The organism is Bifidobacterium hapali (assembly GCF_002259755.1).
Taxonomy (GTDB): Bacteria; Actinomycetota; Actinomycetes; order Actinomycetales; family Bifidobacteriaceae; genus Bifidobacterium; species Bifidobacterium hapali.
Genome location: NZ_MWWY01000014.1, coordinates 1 through 18773 on the forward strand (window position 1 = coordinate 1; position 18773 = coordinate 18773).

At 55.9% G+C, this 18773-nt stretch carries 11 protein-coding genes and 2 rRNA genes; 9 read left to right on the forward strand and 4 right to left on the reverse strand.

Annotated elements, in window-relative coordinates; translation table 11 throughout:
• Positions 1-700: ribosomal RNA gene (locus tag BHAP_RS03335) — 23S ribosomal RNA — on the forward strand; the annotation flags it as partial.
• Positions 701-881: 181 nt separating this feature from the next.
• Positions 882-998, forward strand: a 5S ribosomal RNA gene (gene rrf, locus BHAP_RS03340).
• A gap of 665 nt (positions 999-1663) precedes the next feature.
• Here the strand turns inward: rrf and BHAP_RS03345 are convergent.
• Complete coding sequence (locus tag BHAP_RS03345; RefSeq protein WP_094729348.1) at positions 1664-2551, reverse strand: helix-turn-helix transcriptional regulator; 888 nt, start codon at positions 2549-2551, stop codon at positions 1664-1666.
• A 215-nt stretch (positions 2552-2766) separates the two neighbouring features.
• On the opposite strand from BHAP_RS03345, the gene BHAP_RS03350 reads away from it, so the two are divergent.
• The gene (locus BHAP_RS03350) at positions 2767-4329 is read left to right on the forward strand and encodes an alpha-L-fucosidase (RefSeq protein WP_094729349.1); all 1563 of its coding nucleotides are present in this window, start codon (positions 2767-2769) and stop codon (positions 4327-4329) included.
• A gap of 305 nt (positions 4330-4634) precedes the next feature.
• On the opposite strand, the gene BHAP_RS03355 is transcribed toward BHAP_RS03350, so the two are convergent.
• Positions 4635-5225: a TetR/AcrR family transcriptional regulator gene (locus BHAP_RS03355; protein WP_094729350.1), complete on the reverse strand. Its 591-nt coding sequence runs from the start codon at positions 5223-5225 to the stop codon at positions 4635-4637.
• A gap of 191 nt (positions 5226-5416) precedes the next feature.
• Between BHAP_RS03355 and BHAP_RS03360 the strand changes: the two genes are divergently transcribed.
• From BHAP_RS03360 to BHAP_RS03370, 3 genes are all read left to right on the forward strand, one after another.
• On the forward strand, positions 5417-6121 hold the full coding sequence (locus tag BHAP_RS03360; protein WP_094729351.1) for an ABC transporter ATP-binding protein: 705 nt from the start codon (positions 5417-5419) through the stop codon (positions 6119-6121).
• Between the two features lie 89 nt (positions 6122-6210).
• Positions 6211-10176 (forward strand): FtsX-like permease family protein, encoded by a 3966-nt coding sequence (locus tag BHAP_RS03365; protein ID WP_244569280.1) that lies wholly within the window; start codon positions 6211-6213, stop codon positions 10174-10176.
• 443 nt (positions 10177-10619) lie between these two features.
• Positions 10620-12218: an amino acid permease gene (locus BHAP_RS03370; protein ID WP_094729352.1), complete on the forward strand. Its 1599-nt coding sequence runs from the start codon at positions 10620-10622 to the stop codon at positions 12216-12218.
• Positions 12219-12707: 489 nt separating this feature from the next.
• Here BHAP_RS03370 and BHAP_RS03375 read toward each other — a convergent pair whose 3' ends face one another.
• Positions 12708-13628: a thiazole synthase gene (locus BHAP_RS03375; RefSeq protein WP_094729353.1), complete on the reverse strand. Its 921-nt coding sequence runs from the start codon at positions 13626-13628 to the stop codon at positions 12708-12710.
• Positions 13629-13706: 78 nt separating this feature from the next.
• Entirely contained in the window at positions 13707-13901 is a 195-nt protein-coding gene (gene thiS, locus BHAP_RS03380; protein WP_094729354.1) for a sulfur carrier protein ThiS, read from the reverse strand.
• 857 nt (positions 13902-14758) lie between these two features.
• Here thiS and BHAP_RS03385 point away from each other — a divergent pair.
• The 3 genes from BHAP_RS03385 to BHAP_RS03395 all read left to right on the forward strand — a co-directional run bounded on the left by BHAP_RS03385 (position 14759) and on the right by BHAP_RS03395 (position 18724).
• Positions 14759-15727, forward strand: coding sequence for an aldo/keto reductase (locus BHAP_RS03385; protein ID WP_169713158.1), 969 nt, complete (start codon positions 14759-14761; stop codon positions 15725-15727).
• Positions 15728-16175: 448 nt separating this feature from the next.
• Positions 16176-16667 carry a MarR family winged helix-turn-helix transcriptional regulator gene (locus tag BHAP_RS03390; RefSeq protein WP_094729355.1) on the forward strand — a complete coding sequence of 164 codons (492 nt, stop codon included), beginning with the start codon at positions 16176-16178 and terminating at the stop codon, positions 16665-16667.
• 173 nt (positions 16668-16840) lie between these two features.
• Entirely contained in the window at positions 16841-18724 is a 1884-nt protein-coding gene (locus tag BHAP_RS03395; protein ID WP_094729356.1) for an ABC transporter ATP-binding protein, read from the forward strand.
• Positions 18725-18773 lie beyond the last annotated feature (49 nt).

Consider the following 18773-nt stretch of genomic DNA (forward strand, 5'->3'; position numbering starts at 1 on the left):
CCACAGCACGTTATCCGTGTTTGGGACAGTGCCTGGCGGGTAGTTTAACTGGGGCGGTTGCCTCCTAAAGAGTAACGGAGGCGCTCAAAGGTCCGCTCAGCCCGGTTGGTAATCGGGTGTTGAGTGTAATCGTACAAGCGGGCTTGACTGTGAGACTGACGGGTCGAGCAGGGACGAAAGTCGGAGATAGTGATCCGGTGCCGGCGCACGGGCGTGGCATCGCTCAACGGATAAAAGGTACCCCGGGGATAACAGGCTGATCATTCCCAAGAGTCCATATCGACGGGATGGTTTGGCACCTCGATGTCGGCTCGTCGCATCCTGGGGCTGGAGCAGGTCCCAAGGGTTCGGNTGTTCGCCGATTAAAGCGGCACGCGAGCTGGGTTCAGAACGTCGTGAGACAGTTTGGTCTCTATCCTCTGCGCTCGTTGGAATCTTGAGGAGGCCTGCCCATAGTACGAGAGGACCTGGGTGGACGAACCTCTGGTATGCCAGTTATCCCGCCAGGGGTATGGCTGGTTAGCTACGTTCGGAAGGGATAACCGCTGAAAGCATCTAAGCGGGAAGCCCGCTCCAAGATAAGGATTCCGTAACCATTTGGTTTGAACCCTCCATGAAGAACACGTGGTTGATAGGCCGGATGTGGAAGCCCTGTAAAGGGTGGAGCTGACCGGTACTAACAGGGAACAACAATCACTACATTCAACACTCTTAAGTGTTGGACAAGCATCCAACTGTGCTACAAACATGGTGACTTCAAGGAATACTCACAGTCACAAAACAATCAACAATAATTAAGCGTCTACTATCCGGTCCCCAAACCATCACTCAAGGCCAGCAGAAAGAATATGATTCTTTTTGACTGTTAATAATTAGAGATTTGCGGCGGTCATAGCCCAGGGGAAACGCCCGGTCACATTCCGAACCCGGAAGCTAAGACCTGGCACGGCAATGGTACTGCACTCGCTAGGGTGTGGGAGAGTAGCACACCGCCGCTTAAATATTTAATATGAAAACCCGGTCGAGCATACACTCCCGGGTTTTCCCATATCTCATAACTAGAATACAACTACTACTCTCACTAACACGTGACAGAAAACACTCACTAAGACCCTAGCCAGCGAGCATTATCCGCCACTACCTGAATCACATGGCAGAAAATGCTCACTCATAGTAGCCCTACTTCTGATGGATAGAATCTCGGATGCAATAATCCGAATAATGCAATGACGCACAATACTGAATGGCAGAAAACACTCACTCACACCAGTATCAACGAGCAAAAACCGCCACGCACACTAGTGAATGGCAGAAAACACTCACCCACACCAGTATCAGCGAGCATTATCCGCCACTACCTGAATCACATGGCAGAAAATGCTCACTCACAGTAGTCCTACTTCTGATGGATACAACCACGGATGCAATAATCCGAATAATGCAATGACGAAAATCCGAATATCCTAGCAACCCAAAAACGCCAACGCCTTTGAGCATGGCTAACCTGTGAGCGACAAACGGCCGTAAGTACGCGCTAACGGAATGTTCTCGTGGACTTACGGTCGTTTTGAGCATTGCAAACGACCGTAAGTCAGCATACATGTGTTGGTAGCGCATACTTACGGTCTGTACATAGCCCAAGTATCAACAACGAATCGTAATGTCACTTCACGCGGTGTGCTATGCGGTATTCGGATGCGGACATACCGCAGTACGCGCGGAAAGCAGCACCGAAATGAGCTGTCGAAACGTATCCTGCGTATCGCGCAACGTTCGCAATGCTTTCTTCAGTTTTTGTAAGCATCAATTGTGCGACGCTCATCCGCGATTCCAACGTTTTCTGCGAAAACGACTTGCCGTAATACCGGTACAGTAATCGCTGAGTCTGCCGCTGACTGAGCGACAGTTCGTCAGCCAGTCCGCTGAGCGACTGCGTAGCGTAATCTCGTAAGAAATACTGATCGATGAACATTGATCGCTGCGTATCAGTATCAGGCACTGCTTTATTGGCACTATCTTCCGCATCATACGGCTGCTGCGGGCGAGGAAGTCGAGTATTATTCCGCAACGATGCGATCAGTATTTCCTCCAGCAGTGCTCTCGCGTACGGTCGATAACCAGCTCGACGTTGACGATACTCGTCGAACAATCGCGCGAATAACTGTGCCAACGACTCTCGATCGTCACCGATAAACCGCGACATCGAGGACAACGCGCGCGGCAGATAATCGTCACGTTGCGACGTACTCGGCGGCTCTCGTAACGCTAGATTAAGGCAGTATTCGTAGATCGGGTCCGTGGAATCGGACAGTTGCGCGTGCCGGACGCCGGGGCCGGTGATGTAGAATGAGCCGGCCGCAATGTCGTACTGTTCGTTGTCGATAAAAACGGTACCGTGGCCGGATTCGTTGTAATGCAACTCGTAACAGCCGCGACCGTGTGCGTGAAACGGAATCGGCGTGAGTATCGGACCGTAGACAATGCGCATGATTTCGATAGTCCACCCGTCGATCGCGATACTGACGTTGGGATGATATGTAAGCGTGCCCATACGTATCGAATATACGACATATATTCGAAAAACATGTCATCAATGTCGCCTTGTGTATGGCGGTGCACACGATATCGTTATATCAGCGGTTGTGATTGAGGCTAGTTTTACTTTCGAGACTGGCTTCACCTCGGCCGGCAACGTATTGTGAAACGTATTGTGAAACGTATTGTGAAACATACACGTACAGAAGCGTGTGGGAAAGGACCCAAGTCATGGCAAACGTTACGGGCGCAAACGTCACTGATGATCGCGCGCAACAGGCCGATCATCGCGATCATCATGTTCCGGAAACCGACGAGGAAGTACGTCGCGATCTCGCCGCGATCGACGAGGTGATCGCGCGCGGCCGGTTCAAGCCAGACTGGGCGTCGCTGCAGCAGCATCGCACGCCACAATGGTTCGAGGACGCGAAATTCGGCATTTTTATTCACTGGGGCGTCTACTCGGTGCCATCGTTCGGCAGCGAATGGTACTCGCGTAACATGTACATTCAGGGCTCGAAGGAATTCGAGCATCACGTTAAGACGTACGGTCCGCAGAAGGAGTTCGGTTACAAGGACTTCATTCCCATGTTCAAGGCCGAGAAGTTCGATCCGAACGCATGGGCGGACTTGTTCGAGGAGGCTGGCGTGCGCTACGTGGTGCCGGTCGCGGAGCATCACGACGGATTCCAGATGTATAAGAGTCGGCTGTCGCACTGGAATGCGGCCGAAATGGGCCCACATCGTGATGTGCTTGGCGAACTGTCGAAGGCGTTCAACGAGCGTGGACTTGTTAACGGCGCGTCCTCGCACCGCGTAGAGCATTGGTTCTTTATGGGCCACGGCAAGGAGTTCGATAGCGATATCCACGAGCCGCTCAAGCGCGGTGATTTTTACTGGCCGTCCATGCCGGAGCCTGATCACATGGATCAGCACAGCAAGCCTGTGCCGACCCGCGAATACTTGGAAGACTGGCTGCTGCGCTGCTGCGAGATCGTCGACAACTATCATCCGAAAGTCCTGTACTTCGACTGGTGGATTCTGCACGAGGCAGTCCAGCTGTATCTCAAGAAATTCGCCGCGTACTACTACAATCGCGCGGACGAGTGGGGTGAGGAAGTCACGATCTGTTACAAGCAAGATTCGTTCATGTTCGGTACCGCGACGCCGGATGTCGAGCGTGGTCAGCTTGCGGAGACGAAGCCGTATCACTGGCAGACCGATACGGCGATCGCGTTGAACTCGTGGGGATATACCGAGAACAATCAGTATCGTCCGGCGGCGGAGATTTTGCAAGATTTCGTTGATATCGTAAGCAAGAACGGTAACTTGCTGCTCAACGTTGGTCCGAAACCGGACGGTACGATCGGCGACGAGGATCGTGCGGTACTCACGGCGATTGGCCTCTGGCTGAAGACTAACGGCGAGGCGATTTACGGTGCGAAACCGTGGAAGCGGTTTGGCGAGGGGCCGACGCAGATCATCGAAGGCCAGTTCTCGGACAGTGTGAAGAAGAACTTCACCTCGCGTGACGTGCGATACACGATTAACGGCAGCAACCTGTACGCGATTGCGATGCGACCGGCTGCCGATGGCGTGTATCGGTTTGAACGGCTCAAGGAGGGTGATGCGGAGCATAACGCCGATTTCCACGGACTGATTGATCACGTTGATGTGCTTGGTGTTGTGGACCATGTTGAATGGACGCGCGATGAGACTGCGCTCGAAGTGCATGTGCCTGTTTCGGCTATCACCGGTGATGAACCGGTCGTCTTCCGCGTTGTTGTTGCGTAGGCTGAGTCGTTTTTCGATGCACTTGGGGATGTGCTAGGCGCGATTACGAGCGTAACTGCGCGCATTTTGTGACTGTGCGCGCAGTTACGCTCGTTTTTTACCCAAAAATCAAGCGTAACTGCGCGCGGGGCTCGTTATTGCGCGCAGTTACGCTCGGAATGGAACGAGAACGGGGGTATAGACAAGGACGGGGGTGTGAGCGGGGAGCGGGGTGTAGATGGGAAGCGGTCCGTGTGCTGTTGGCGTGTTGCCGGTTAGTGCGAGCGCACCTGTCTATACGTGGTCGTGCGTGGCCGCGCTCGCGGTCATGACGAGCGCGTGCCAACAGCTCCGTGCGGAGGCATGGCCATCGTGAAAATAGTATGCGCCACGGATTCGGGACTGGCTTCGAGCCCGGTCGCAAGCCAGTATTGCAGCAGTCCGATGCTGCCGGACACGGCGAATCGCATGCGCATCGTCGCTTCGGCTGTGTCTGCCGCATACGCCTGCAGCTGGTCGAGTACCGCGCGCTGACTGTAGATCAGTTCAAGTAACTGCTGCTGGAATCGTGCGTCGGCTTTTGAACTCATGAGAATTTGCAAATGATTGCGATTACTGGCAATGTATCGGCAAATGTGTACGATGCCCTGCTCGATATCGGTTGCGTCGGATTGTTGTAGCAGCTGGTCGAGCGCGGCGCGAACCCAGTCCATCGTCTGATCTTCGATGTCACGTAACAGTTCTTCGACGCTGCCATAGTGCGCGTAAAACGTAGATCGATTGACGTCGGCGCGCTCGCACAGTGCTTTGACAGTGATCGCAGCAAGCGGGCGCTCGCGCATGAGGTCGATCAGTGCGTCTTGCATCGCTTGCCGCGTGTATCGCGTGCGGCGGCTTTCCGTAAGCGGCTTGATCATGTGGTTCGCTCCTTTGCTGACGATCGTATTGCGTAACGAATCGCGTGTTACGAATCATACGCAAGCGTAAGTCCGTGCGTTCGTAACCGACATTTGACAATCCGACTGTCGGTTGCGAAAACAACACAGTGTTGTTTTACTTGAGTATAGCAAGAGTAAGTACGTCGTCCGACCGGCGGAAGGGGCAACCGATGGCGTATATCGCGTTCGATCACGTGGTCAAGGAATACCCGACCGGCGGCGGCAAACCGATTCGCGCGCTCGACGAAGCCAGTTTTATCGCCGATCAAGGTGAGCTTACGGTCATTCTCGGGCAGTCCGGCGCGGGCAAAACCACCGCGCTCAACATTCTCGGCGGCATGGACACGGCCACGTCCGGCTGCGTGACCGTCGGCGGACGCGAGATCACGCACCTACGCAAACGCGAGCTCATCGCATACCGTCGCAACGATATCGGTTTCGTGTTCCAGTTTTACAATCTCGTGCCGAATCTCACCGCGCTCGAAAACGTCGAGCTCGCTTCGCAAATCTGCCCCGACCACTTCGACCCAGCCGACACGTTGCGCAAAGTCGGGCTCGCGGATCGACTCGACAATTTCCCCGCGCAGTTGAGCGGCGGCGAGCAACAGCGCGTATCGATTGCGCGCGCGATTGCGAAGAAACCGAAACTGCTACTGTGCGACGAGCCGACCGGCGCGCTCGACTACGAAACCGGCAAAGACGTGCTGCGATTGCTGCAGGATATTTGCGTGAGCGAGGGCATGACGGTCATGATCATTACGCACAACTCCGCGATTGCACCGATGGCGCACAAGGTGATTCGCTTTCGCTCGGGCAAAGTCACGAGCGAGGATGTGAACCCTGCGCCGACGCCGATCGACGAGATTGAGTGGTAGGTGGCGGCGAGATGGTGCGGGTAGCGTCTATTTTTAGCCGATTTTCGCGTGCGTTTGTGCGTGCGTTCCCGCATGCGTTTGCGGCTGATATGTTGCGCTGTTGGCTGCGGTCGTGGAAGCGGTTCGCGTCGATCGCGGTGATCACCTTGCTTGGCGTGGCTGTGCTCACTGGTATTTACGCGGGCTGTCGTGACGCGTTTCGCGCGGCCGGTCGGTTTTACGAGAGTCAAGGACTGCATGATGTGCAAGTGTTATCAACGTACGGCTTGACTGACGACGATGTGGCCGCGTTGCGCGCGATTGACGGTGTGGCGACTGTGCAGCCTGAGCGCTCGCAAACCGCGACGTTCAACGTTGACGGGTCGAAGAAAATCGTAACGTTGCGAGAGATTGGTTCGGATGGGCTTGACCAACCGTATCTGCAGCATGGGCGAATGCCGAGCGCGGCTGGTGAGGTTGCGGTTACGCAAGGATTTCTCAACGATAGTGGGTTGCGGATTGGCAGCAGTGTGACGGTGACGCCGGTTGAGTCGTCGAGTGCGGTACTTGCAGGGTCCGAGGATTCGGATGGTTCATCGAGCACGACGACGAGTGACCAGTCGAGTGGTGCTGCGGATGATACAGCTGGGTTGACAGGCAATGCTGATGACAGTAGCGGTAATAGTTTATCGGACAGTTCATCAAGTGACGGCGTTACGACGACCACGTCCGGCGAGGAATCTTCGTCGTCAGTCGGTCAAGCAGCACGATTTCCGACTGATCTGACCATCGTCGGCGTTGTGATCGAACCGCAAGACTTGAGTAATCCGAACGGCTACTCGGCAATGACTTCTTTTCGGTCCACGACTACGCAAGATTACACGTTTTTTGCGTCGTCGGCCGGAGTAACGGGCACTATCTATACGGCGATCAACCTGTCTGTGGCTGGCGCGGCTGGACTAGATACGTTCTCTTCTGCCTACGATGATGCGATACGCGAGGTCGCTGATCGCATCGAACAGCAGGTACAAACTGAGCGGCAACGCGCTCGCCGCGATCAGATCGTCGCCGATGCGCAAACGCAGCTCGATGATGCTCGCAACGATGCGACTCGGCAGTTGGCTGATGCGCAAGCAGAGATCGACCGCAATAGTGCTGAACTTGATGCGAACGCGGCAACGCTCGCTGATGGTCGCAAGCAGCTCGCTGACCAGCAAACTACGCTTACGGACGGCGAACGGCAACTTGCTGATGGTCGCTCGCAGCTTGCAACGGCCCGTACGCAGATCGCGCAAGGTCGAAAACAGATTGCGGACGCGCGCACGCAACTGGAGTTGGGCAAATCGCAACTTGTTGATGCACGGCGACAACTTGATTCGGCACAAGCTGAACTCACGACGAATCGCACGAAAGTGGAACAAGGACTCACACAGATCGATCAAGGACTTGCGCAAATCGATCAAATGCTACCGCTGATCGAACAAGGACTTGACTTGCTGGAGCAGATCGAGGCGGGTGTGTCGGATGAGATGTCGGGTGCGTCGGGCGTGTCAGGCGTGTCGGATGAGACGGATAGTGGCGTAGAGTCACTGAATTTGCTGGATGAAACACATGCGTCTGAATCGGATAACGGTATGGAATCGCGCGACAGTACGGATTCTGAACGCAACGATGCGAATGCTACAACTGAATCGCCGCTGTGGCAAGCTGCTCGACAGTTGCTCGAGCAACTCGGTATTACAGTGCCTGATCTGCCATCTATTGACGATCTCACTGCGCAATTAACTGCAAAACGCGACGAGTTGACTGCACAGCGCGACCAACTTGCGCAGCAGCGTGCGCAATTGCAAGCAACGCTCGACACGACGATTATTCCCGCGCAAGCCACGCTCGACGAACAGAACGTGCAGTTGACGGCTAAAGAGCGTGAAACAGCCGAAGGGGAGCGCGAGCTCAACGCGCAATCGGCTGAACTTGAGACGAATGCGGCTGAACTGGAGACGCGGTCGGCTCAATTGGAAGCGAAAGCGGCCGAACTCGCGAGCGGCCGAGCACAGCTTGAAGCTGCTCAACGCAAGCTCGATGACGGTGAACAGCAACTCGCTGATGGTCGCAAACAGCTTGAGGATGCACAATCGCAACTCGATACTAAGCGCAACGATGCGAATACAGAATTTGCTCGCCAACAGCGTCGCATTGACAACGTTGCCAATGCTCGCTGGTATGTGCAAACGCGCGCATCGCTCGGCGGATTCAGTGCGTTCAAATCGGATATAAGTTCAATTGAGTCAATTGGACGCGCGTTTCCGATCGTGTTCTTGCTTGTTGCGGTGCTCATGAGCCTGACCACGATGACACGCATGGTTGAGGAAGATCGCGGATTAATTGGCACCTATCTGGGGCTCGGTTATAGTGGTGGATTAGTCGCTGCGCGATACGTCTTATTTGCTTTGCTCGCCTGCCTGATTGGCGGCGGACTGGGGTTAGCTGCTGGATTCCTTGGTATTCCAGCGTTCTTACTTGTGGTGATCGAAGGATTGTACGTGCTGCCGGGTGTGCGGCTTGAATACGACTGGGTGTATGGCACAGGTGGCGTGCTGCTGTTCGTAATCGGCGTAGTGGTGGCCACAGTGCTCGCATGCCGTGGCGAGCTACGGCAAACGCCGTCCGCACTCATGCGACCGAAAGCACCGAAAGCCGGCGCTCGTATACTCTTGGAACGGGTTCGGCCAGTATGGTCGAGATTGAACTTTTTGAACAAAGTGACTGCGCGCAATATCGTGCGGTTCAAATCACGTCTGGTAATGACCGTGGGTGGTGTGGCTGGCTGTACGGCCCTTATCGTGTGCGGCTTCGCGATTAATGACAGCGTTGCCATGACCGGACCCACTCAGTACAGGGGTATCTATCGCTACGATGCGATGGTTGTCGCCGCAGATAACGATGCGGCCGCAATGCGCGCGCGGATCGCATCAGATGGTAAAACACGCGAAATGCTCAGCGTACGCATCGAAAGCGGAGAATTATCGGTCGATAATACGACCGGTACATCATCCGAATCTGGCGGTACTGCAGGAAAAAGCGAGTCAATCCAACTCACCATCGTGCCGCGCGAATCACTGAACAAGCTCAACGATATGGTTGCTCTGCAATCGGTATCAAAGCACAAAACCGAAGTTGCGCTCGACAACAGCGGCGTAATCGTCAGTCAATCTGCGGCTCACGCTCTCAGTATCGAATCCGGTAATATCGTAACGTTGCGAGGCGGTGACATGACGCGCGCCAACGTCACCGTCGCCGCAGTCACGCGCAGCCTCGTCGGCTCCGACGTATATATCAGCGAAACACTGTACGATCAACTGTTTGCGAGCGACAATGCTACCGGGACGAACGCTGATAATGGTACAAACGGCACGAATCAGCCTGCTAACGGTGCCGATAGCAACGTTGCGACTGAGTCATCCACGTCGTCTGAGCTGTCCGCGCAGCAAGTGACCGACCAAACTGATCAATCCTCGCAATCGCCATCAACGATTACGTGGAACGCGGTACTCGCCACGCTCAAAGGCAACGTCGACGAACAGATCGCCTACGTCAACCAGCTTGCCGACGACCCGTCCGTAATGAAAGCCGTCAGTACCGCCGATCTTAAGCAACGATTCGGCTTCGACCTCATGGGTGCCGTGGTCGCGCTTATCGTTGGGCTCGCGGGCGCGCTTGCACTCGTTGTCCTGTTCACGCTTGCCAATACGAACGTGTCCGAGCGCGTGCGAGAGATGGCCACGCTCAAGGTACTCGGCTTTTTCGACGGCGAAGTGCATCGATATGTGAACCGCGAAATGATGATACTGACCATGCTGGGTGTGGCGGTCGGATTGCCGCTTGGCCGCTGGATCGGCGGTTTGCTCACCGCCGCGCTCGCCATGCCCGGACTGTATTTTGAGGTGACCGTCCGCTGGACCAGTTATCTGATCGCCGCCGGCGCCACGCTCGCGTTCGCGCTACTCGTGCAGCTGCTCACCAATCCTGTGCTCGACCGCATCGACCCAGCCGCGTCGCTCAAATCGGTGGAGTAACGACGTTCGTTTCCTCGTTTGGACCGTTTTCATTTCCTCATTTGGACTTGGGCATGTTGTGTGTGCGAGCCGCGGCCGTAAGTCTGCATTATCGCGACGTTACTGCTGACTTACGGTCGTTTTGAGCTGCGTAGGAGGCCGTAAGTCAGCAGTAACGTCGTGATAGTGCTGACTTAAGGTCGTTTTTGGGCGCGTTGCAGGCCGTAAGTCAGCAGGTAGGTCGCGATAGTGCGCACTTACGGCCTTGCTTGACTGTGGTTAGCTGTGATTGGATTGGCTGCGGCTGGATTGACTGTGATTGCGCAATGGGCGCATACCATCAAAATTGAACTTTTGAGGTAAATGCACACGATATCGTCACGTCGAATCGTTGAACTAACGCGACTTTCGTAACAGACGCAATGCTACAGTTTGAACCTGTTATAAAGGAGCAGGTAAGAATCATGAGCAACTCGCGCAGCGCCCAACACGATCAGCCGGGCAGCAGTCAGGCAAACGGCAGCAACGGAAGCAGTCAGGCAAACGCCAGCAACGCCAGCAAGTCCGGCAGTCAACCAGCCGCAACGGGCACCCTCACATCAGTCGAAAATCTCGACAAAAACAATCAAATGGCACGCGGACTGAACAACCGCCACGTCCAGTTCATCGCGATCGGCGGCACCATCGGCACCGGCCTATTCCTCGGCTCAGGCAAGTCAATCGCGCTCACCGGACCAAGCATCGTCTTTGTGTACATCGCAGTCGGCATCATCATGTTCCTGCTTATGCGCGCGATCGGCGAACTCATGTACCGCGACCCGAGCCAGCACACGTTCATCAACTTCATCACCCGCTATCTCGGCCACGGCTGGGGTAAGTTCGCGGGCTGGTCGTACTGGATTGTGCTCGTACTCATCGGCATGAGCGAGATCACGGCCGTTTCCACGTACGTCATCACGTTCTTCGACACGTTCGGCATGGACCTGTCGCACTGGAAATGGCTGATTGAACTCGGCTTCCTCGCTGCGCTTGTCACGATTAACTTGATCGCAGTCAAAGCGTTCGGTGAAGCGGAATTCTGGTTTTCGATGATCAAAATCACGCTGATTTGCGCGATGATCGCGACCGCTGTGGTCATGGTCATCATCGGCTACCACTACGATGCCGTGCAAATCACTGGACACGATGGCGTCTCGCCGGCCGGTCACGCGGGACTCGACAACCTGTTCGCGAACTTTTCGATCGCGCCGAACGGCTGGCTGAGCTTCCTCATGAGCTTCCAAATGGTGTTCTTCGCGTACGAAATGATCGAATTCGTCGGCGTCACCGTGTCTGAAACGCAAAATCCGCGCCAAGTTCTGCCGAAAGCGGTGAACGAAATCATCGTGCGCGTGCTGATTTTCTATGTCGGCGCACTGCTCGCGATCATGGCGATCGTGCCGTGGACCACGTTCACGCCGAACGCTGACGGTTCGTTCGCGTCGCCGTTCATCATGGTGTTCCAGTATGCGGGATTGAAGTGGGCGGCCGCGCTCGTGTTCTTCGTGGTGATCACCGCCGCGTCGAGCGCGTTGAACTCGCTGCTGTACTCGGCCGGACGCCACCTGTACCAGCTGGCTGCGGAGTCCGAATCGCCGACGTTCCGTAAGATTGGCGTCGTGTCGAGTCGGCAGGTGCCGGCGCGCGCGATTCTGCTGTCGGCCGCTCTGATTCTGTTGTCGCCGGTGATCAACGCGATTCCGGGCGTGTCTGGCGCGTTTGTGCTGTTTGCGTCCGCGTCGAGCGCGGTGATCATTTTCATTTACGTGCTCACGATGATCGCGCATCGGCGGTATCGTTGCTCGGCTGATTTTATTCCGGACGGATTCGTGATGCCGGCGTGGCGCGTGACGAATACAATCGCGATTGTGTTCTTTGTGTTCGTGTACGGCACGCTGTTTTTGGCGGATGATACGCGCGGTTCTGCGATTGCTGGGCTCGTGTGGCTGGCGGTATTCGGCGGGTATTGCCTGCTGCGCGATCGGTTTGTGAATCGCGATCTCAAAGAGGCGTTGGGCAAGTAGGCACTGCGTTCGGGTGCTATGCGGGCGCAGTGCGGGGCGGCTGTAACTTTCCGGATCTGTGATTCGGCACTATGCCATCAAGACCGTGCCTCGAGGCCGTAACTCAACGATAGTATCGCGATACTGCTGAGTTACGGTCGTTTGGAGGGGCTGAGAAGGCCGTAACTCAACGGAAGCGTCATGATACTGCTGAGTTACGGCCTCTTCAGGGCGTGAAAAAGGCCGTAACTCAGCAGTAAGGTGTGTTGCGCGCTCAGTTACGGCCTTGACGCAGGGGGAGCTGGGCGGCGAAGCGGTCTGAGGGGTAGTTGCATCTTTGGAACGTTCCGAGAGCGCTGCTACCCCTCAGTTAGCTACGCTGACAGCTCGTCCTGCAGCTACGGACGCGCTTCGCGCGCGTTTTGTTGGCTCGCCTGTCGGCGAGCACGTTGCCTACAAACAGCTCTGCTGTTTGCTTAACGGCAACGTCCTGACAAGGGGCGCGAATAATCAGGCTGTGGGCTGTTGGGGCTTGCTGGGAGAGAGGTAATCAGCCGCATTCGTCGGGCTGGACGGAACCGCGTGACCTTCGGTCACGGTGCCAAGACCAGCAAGATACGCTTCACGGCCGGCCGTAATTGCGTGCTTGAACGCGCGCGCCATTACCGGAATATTGCCGGCCGATGCGATCGCCGTGTACGCCATCACCGCGTCTGCGCCCATCTCCATCGCCTCCGCGGCCTGACTCGGCCGGCCGATACCAGCGTCAATAATCACTGGCACATGCGCGTTCGCAATAATCACTTCAATAAAATCACGCATACGCAAGCCCTTATTCGAGCCGATCAGCGAGCCGAGCGGCATCACGCAAGCCGCGCCCGCATCCTCCAGTTGCCGCGCGGCAATCGGATCAGGGAACATGTACGGCATGACCACGAACCCTTCCTTCGCAAGCATCTCAGTCGCGCGAATCGTCTCCGCGTTGTCCGGCAGCAAATACTTCGTCTCGTGTTCGATCTCAACCTTGACGAAATCAGTCTGGCACACTTCGCGCGCAAGACGTGCGATACGTACCGCTTCCTCGGCATTGCGCGCGCCCGACGTGTTCGGTAGCAGCGTGATGCCTTGCGGAATGTAGTCGAGCAGGTTGTTTTCGGTAGTGCGGCAGCGGCGCAACGCCATCGTGACGATCTGCGTGCCGGCGTTTTCGATCGTGGCTTTGATCAGGTTCAAATCGTAACGGCCGGAGCCGAGAATGAACCGGCTTGTGAACTTGTGCCCGCCGAGGATGAGCGGATCGGCGTCGCCGGTAGCGATCGCGTCGTAGGCGTGCGCGTCCGGTTCAGGCAGGAGCGCGGTGTTCGTGGCGGTGCCGACGAGTTCGTCGAGCGTGGGCTGGTCGGGCTGGTTGGGTTGAGGTGTTGTGGTCATGATGTAGCTTCCTTGATATGTGGTGTGGTGTGATGTTTGGTGGTTTCAAGAATTGCAACAATAGTATTGCGTCCTCGGTCAGCCGCCTTGCACGAACGTGACGATTTCGAGCGTGTCCGTGCCTTTGAGCATTGTTTCGGCGCGTTTTGCACGCGGGACAATCTCGCCATTGAGTTCGACGGCAACACGCGCCTGTGTAAATCCCTTGTGCTCGATGAACTCGGCGACGCTCATCGGTTCGTCGAGCTGCTCCTCCTGACCGTTGACGATCATGAATCCCCCTCCTGTCGGCCATGCCGGCCGTACCAGACGAAAAAAGGGTCGCTGAAGCAGCCGTACCCTGTGAGGTGGTGCGCCCCTTCATGACCCTTAAGAATCACTAGTTGTTATTCAATTGTCGTTAAATTGTTGCACAACGCTCATCATTGATATCGGCGCGCGACGGTGACGAGTCCGTGCGCAACAACATCGCAGATTCGGGGCGAGCCGCACAGACTGATAATATGGAATATCGCGAATTGCCGTGCGTCAATCGCTCGGCGGAACAACTCGTTTCCTTACGGCGGCATTACCCGCATCAAGTTGACGGTCGAAGTTCGCGACTTCCTCTCAGCCTATTGAGGCTCCCGTTCGGTTGCATGCCCATCATAAGCCCCGAGATGCGGTGTGGTCAAGGCGGGCGTGCGTATGTTGGTTCGTCCGTAGGCAATGTGCTTCAAGGGGAACTGAGAACAGCGTGAACGAACTTTTTAACGCAAACACATATAGGCATGAGTGATGCCTTTCTTCAATCTGAGAGGCAGGTTTTGCTGGGCGCAGGGGTCTTTCTGCAATCTGAGAGGCAGGTTCCGTCGAGTAATACGCCAGCATTCCCTCAAATGCAGGGGATCGGGGGCATAATATTCACAGTGTGCTGCCTCTCAGATTGCAGAAAGACCCCTGCAGAAGAATGAATCTGCCTCTCAGATTGCAAAAGGATGCGCGCGCGAGGCTCTTGAGATGGTGTCGTGCACGTCACGGGTTCGCACGATGATATGCGCATGACAGCTTTACAGCAGACGTCCCTGAATACGTCCACGACCAGAGGCGCTAATCGCCCGAATATTGTTGCGTTCGCAGGTCGGCACAATATGCCGCGCATCGGCATGGGCACGATGGCGCTCGCGATCGAGGGTCGGCCGGACCGTGAAACGGCGATTGGCACGATTCATGCCGCGCTCGATGCCGGCGTGCGTTATCTCGATACTGCGTGGTCGTATTATCTGCCGACCGCACCGGGCGCGGATGGCACAGGCGTTCCGGCTGATTTTGGGTACGGCGAGCGGCTCGTGCATGATGCGCTCGCTAACTGGGATGGTCCGCGCGACGAAGTTTTGGTTGCGACGAAGACCGGTTATCGTCGCACGATCAGCGCGAATGCGGGTGCGGATGTGGCGTCGGATCGGCAGCGCGCATCAGATCATGCCGATGCCGATCAGATGACCCAACCGGCACCCGCACGTCAGCGCCTGCAGGCGGTCGGCAGCCAGTACGGCTGGATGGCGGATTCTCGCCCAGAAACCATGATTCGCGACGCTAAAGAATCAGCGCAACGGCTTGGTTTCGACGAGCTTGATCTGTTGTATTCGCACGGCCCTGACCCGGCAGTGCCTTACGAAGACCAAATCGGCGCGCTCAAAACCTTGCTGGATGAAGGCGTGATTCGCTATGCGGGTATTTCGCGTGTGTCCAACGCGCAAATTGATATTGCTTGTTCAATGCTCGGCAACAAACTCATCGCCGTGCAAAACCAGTTTTCGCCGTCGCATCCCGACCCGGAGCAGACGATGGCTCACTGCGCGCAACTCGGTCTTGATTTCGTATGTTGGTCGCCGCTCGGCGGGTTCCTTGACCCGTTTGATCAGCGCGCATACGACCCGTTCCGCACGGTGGCCGCCGCGCGTGGAGTGTCCTACCAGCGTGTGGTGCTCGCGTGGGAACTGACTCGATATGATCGCCTGTTTACGATTCCGAGCGCTCGCAATCCGCATGAAATCAACGATTCGTTTGCTGCGCTCGACCTGCATCTCACACCCGAAGAACTCGCCGTTCTCGGGTAGACGAGATACAGATGCGCACTCACTGTGGGCGATGATGGTGATGCGCGTATTGGATGGTGCCGTGCACGAGTGCTGCGGTGAAGTGCGCCGAGCACATGCCTGAATCTACTGCCTCATGAGTGCAGCCAGTAATGCTGCATACGTTGCGTTCCATTGCGTTCCCCTTCCTTGGGCTTCTCTCTCTGCCGTCCTCTGCGTCAGCGGTATTTCCAACATACATGGTGTTGCCCACATTGTGAACACCATATACTCAGTTTGTGACGTGAATCACATTTTTGCGGCGTGTTGATATTGAGGAATTGCTTAAATAGTATGTTTGGGTATGTTGTGTGGCAATGGTGCATTCAGTAGATGTTATGATCAGCGTTTTGTTTACACTGTAAGGTAATATAACTCGTCTGATGACGAATATGAGCATACGTTTGTTGTAAAACGAAAGGTGTGTGCGATGGGCTTTGAAGAAGACGCGGTCGATGAGCTGTGGCGCACGGCATGGTGTCATCGTTCGGAGATGCAGCGCGAGTTGACGCGCGGCGCGCAAGGTGAGTTGTTTGTGATTCGCCAGCTTGCTCATCGCGGCACGACGATGACGCCGTCGCAGTTGGCTGATGCGTTGCGCGCAACGTCTGGTCGGGTGTCGACGTTGCTGTCTGCGATGGAGAAAAAAGGTTTGGTTGCGCGCGAAATCGACCCTGATGATCGTCGCGTAGTACATGTGAAACTTACTGATGCTGGACGTGAGCGCGGGCGCAAGGATATGGAAGACGCGCGTAATGCGGTGTGCTGGATTTTCTCGCAAATGGGGGAGCGGCGCACGCGCGAGTTCGTTGATTTGACGCGCGAGTTTACGACGTACCTGTCGATCTGCCGACCTGGTCAGCCGCGGCCGACGCCTGAGGAAGTGCGTAAGGCGTTCGAAGAGAGCGCTGATGAAGGGTAAGATCGGTTCCCCTAGCAAGGGGAGCTGAGATTGGTCGATTCTCAGGAAACACGCAGCTTGACGTGTAATATCTTACAGTGTAAGTAATTTAATACTGGAAACTATTTCATCATCGTGCTGGTGAGATAGCACACTCCCAGCGTCTCAAAGAACATAACCACAAGGGGGAATCAATGCTACGCATCATGAAATACCTCTCCAAAGCGGAGATTGGCCAGATGCTCGTCGCGCTTACCACCATCGTCGGCCAAATCTGGTTCGACCTTGCGTTGCCTGACTACATGTCCGACATCACCACGCTCGTCGAAACGCCGGGCAGCGACATGCGCGACATTTGGATCGCTGGCGGCAAAATGCTACTCGTCTCGCTTGGCTCAGTCGCTTGCGCGGTCGTAACCGGCTATATCGCGGCTCGCGTCGCCTCCAGCTTTGGTCAGCGGATACGCTCGCTCGAATTCCGCAGAGTCGAATCGTTCGGACCGGCCGAAATGAGCCATTTCTCAACCGCCAGCCTCATCACGCGCTCCACAAACGACATCACACAAATCCAAATGTTTATCACGATGGGCTTGCAACTCATCGTCAAATCGCCGATCATGGCCGTCTGGGCAATCGCGAAAATCGCAGGCGACGGCGTCGAATGGACCCTCGCCACAGCCATCGCAGTCGTCATCCTGCTCGTCGCAATCATCATTCTCATGACTCTCGTCATGCCGAAATTCAAGGCCATGCAGCAGCTGACCGACAACATCAACCTTGTTTCACGTGAAAACTTGACCGGCCTGCGCGTCGTGCGCGCGTACAATGCCGAGGATTATCAGGAAGCCAAGTTCACGCAAGCCAACAAAGAACTCACCAATACGCAGCTGTTCACCAACCGCGCAATGGCCATCATGATGCCGCTTATGAACAGCGTGATGAATGGTCTCATGCTTGCCGTCTACTGGATCGGTGCGTACCTGATCAACGCGGCCGCCGCGACCGACAAACTCACCGTATTCTCGAACATGGTCGTGTTTTCCAGCTACTCGATACAGGTCATCATGAGCTTCCTCATGATGAGCATGGTGTTCGTGCTCTGGCCGCGCGCCGATGTGTCCGCACAACGCGTGCTCGAAGTGATCAATACTGAGCCGCTTGTGAAGGACGGTCGCGAGACTGCCGCCGATGTGACGCGCAACGGAAACGGCAAGGCTGGCACGGTCGAATTCCGCGACGTAAGTTTTGCGTACCCTGACTCGCGCGAGCCGATGCTTGAGCATATTTCGTTCGCTGCTGAGCACGGTCAAACCGTTGCGTTTATTGGCGCGACCGGTTCTGGCAAGTCGACGCTGATCAATTTGGTACCGCGATTCTACGATGTGACCGACGGTCAAGTCCTTGTCGACGGTGTGGACGTGCGCGACTACGACCTGACTGCTCTGCGCGACAAAATCGGTTACGTACCGCAGAAATCCGTACTGTTCAAAGGTACGGTCGCGAGCAACATCAGTTACGGCGATCAGCCGGGGGAGACTGGTCGTACAGATGACGTTGAACTTGCGGATACGTCAACCGCTGCTGGCCGGCGTCGCGAGGCCGCGCAACTTGCAGCGGATGCGGCAAACGATGGTCAGCTCACCGCAGCACAGATTGATCGTGTGCACGCTGCGGCCGATGTTGCGCAAGCCAGCGAATTCGTCACGCGCATGGACGGCGGGTTCGACGCGGATATCGCACAAGGCGGATCGAACGTATCCGGCGGTCAAAAGCAGCGTCTATCGATCGCGCGCGCGGTCTACCGCAATCCCGAAATCCTGATCTTCGACGATTCGTTCAGCGCGCTCGATTTTAAAACCGATCGCGAAGTGAGAGACGCGCTCGCAACGCACGCGGCAAACGCAACCAAACTCATCGTCGCGCAACGCATCGGCACCATCATGAACGCCGACCTCATCGTCGTACTCGACGACGGCAAAGTCGTCGGCCAAGGCACGCACAAGGAACTGCTTGAAACGTGCGATATCTACCGTCAGATTGCCGAATCGCAGCTCAGCAAAACTGAGCTCACCGCGTGAGTCATCGCAAACTGAGCTGAACGTACAGAACTGAACTGAACTGAACGTA

Excerpts from the sequence above, each read along its gene's own strand:
- BHAP_RS03365 (WP_244569280.1), top strand. The coding sequence starts at position 6,211 with ATGTTGCGCTGTTGGCTGCGGTCGTGGAAGCGGTTCGCGTCGATCGCG.
- BHAP_RS03360 (WP_094729351.1), top strand. The coding sequence starts at position 5,417 with ATGGCGTATATCGCGTTCGATCACGTGGTCAAGGAATACCCGACCGGC.
- BHAP_RS03370 (WP_094729352.1), top strand. The coding sequence starts at position 10,620 with ATGAGCAACTCGCGCAGCGCCCAACACGATCAGCCGGGCAGCAGTCAG.
- BHAP_RS03395 (WP_094729356.1), top strand. The coding sequence starts at position 16,841 with ATGCTACGCATCATGAAATACCTCTCCAAAGCGGAGATTGGCCAGATG.
- BHAP_RS03350 (WP_094729349.1), top strand. The coding sequence starts at position 2,767 with ATGGCAAACGTTACGGGCGCAAACGTCACTGATGATCGCGCGCAACAG.
- BHAP_RS03345 (WP_094729348.1), bottom strand. The coding sequence starts at position 2,551 with ATGGGCACGCTTACATATCATCCCAACGTCAGTATCGCGATCGACGGG.
- BHAP_RS03355 (WP_094729350.1), bottom strand. The coding sequence starts at position 5,225 with ATGATCAAGCCGCTTACGGAAAGCCGCCGCACGCGATACACGCGGCAA.
- BHAP_RS03390 (WP_094729355.1), top strand. The coding sequence starts at position 16,176 with ATGGGCTTTGAAGAAGACGCGGTCGATGAGCTGTGGCGCACGGCATGG.
- BHAP_RS03375 (WP_094729353.1), bottom strand. The coding sequence starts at position 13,628 with ATGACCACAACACCTCAACCCAACCAGCCCGACCAGCCCACGCTCGAC.
- BHAP_RS03385 (WP_169713158.1), top strand. The coding sequence starts at position 14,759 with ATGCCGCGCATCGGCATGGGCACGATGGCGCTCGCGATCGAGGGTCGG.
- thiS (WP_094729354.1), bottom strand. The coding sequence starts at position 13,901 with ATGATCGTCAACGGTCAGGAGGAGCAGCTCGACGAACCGATGAGCGTC.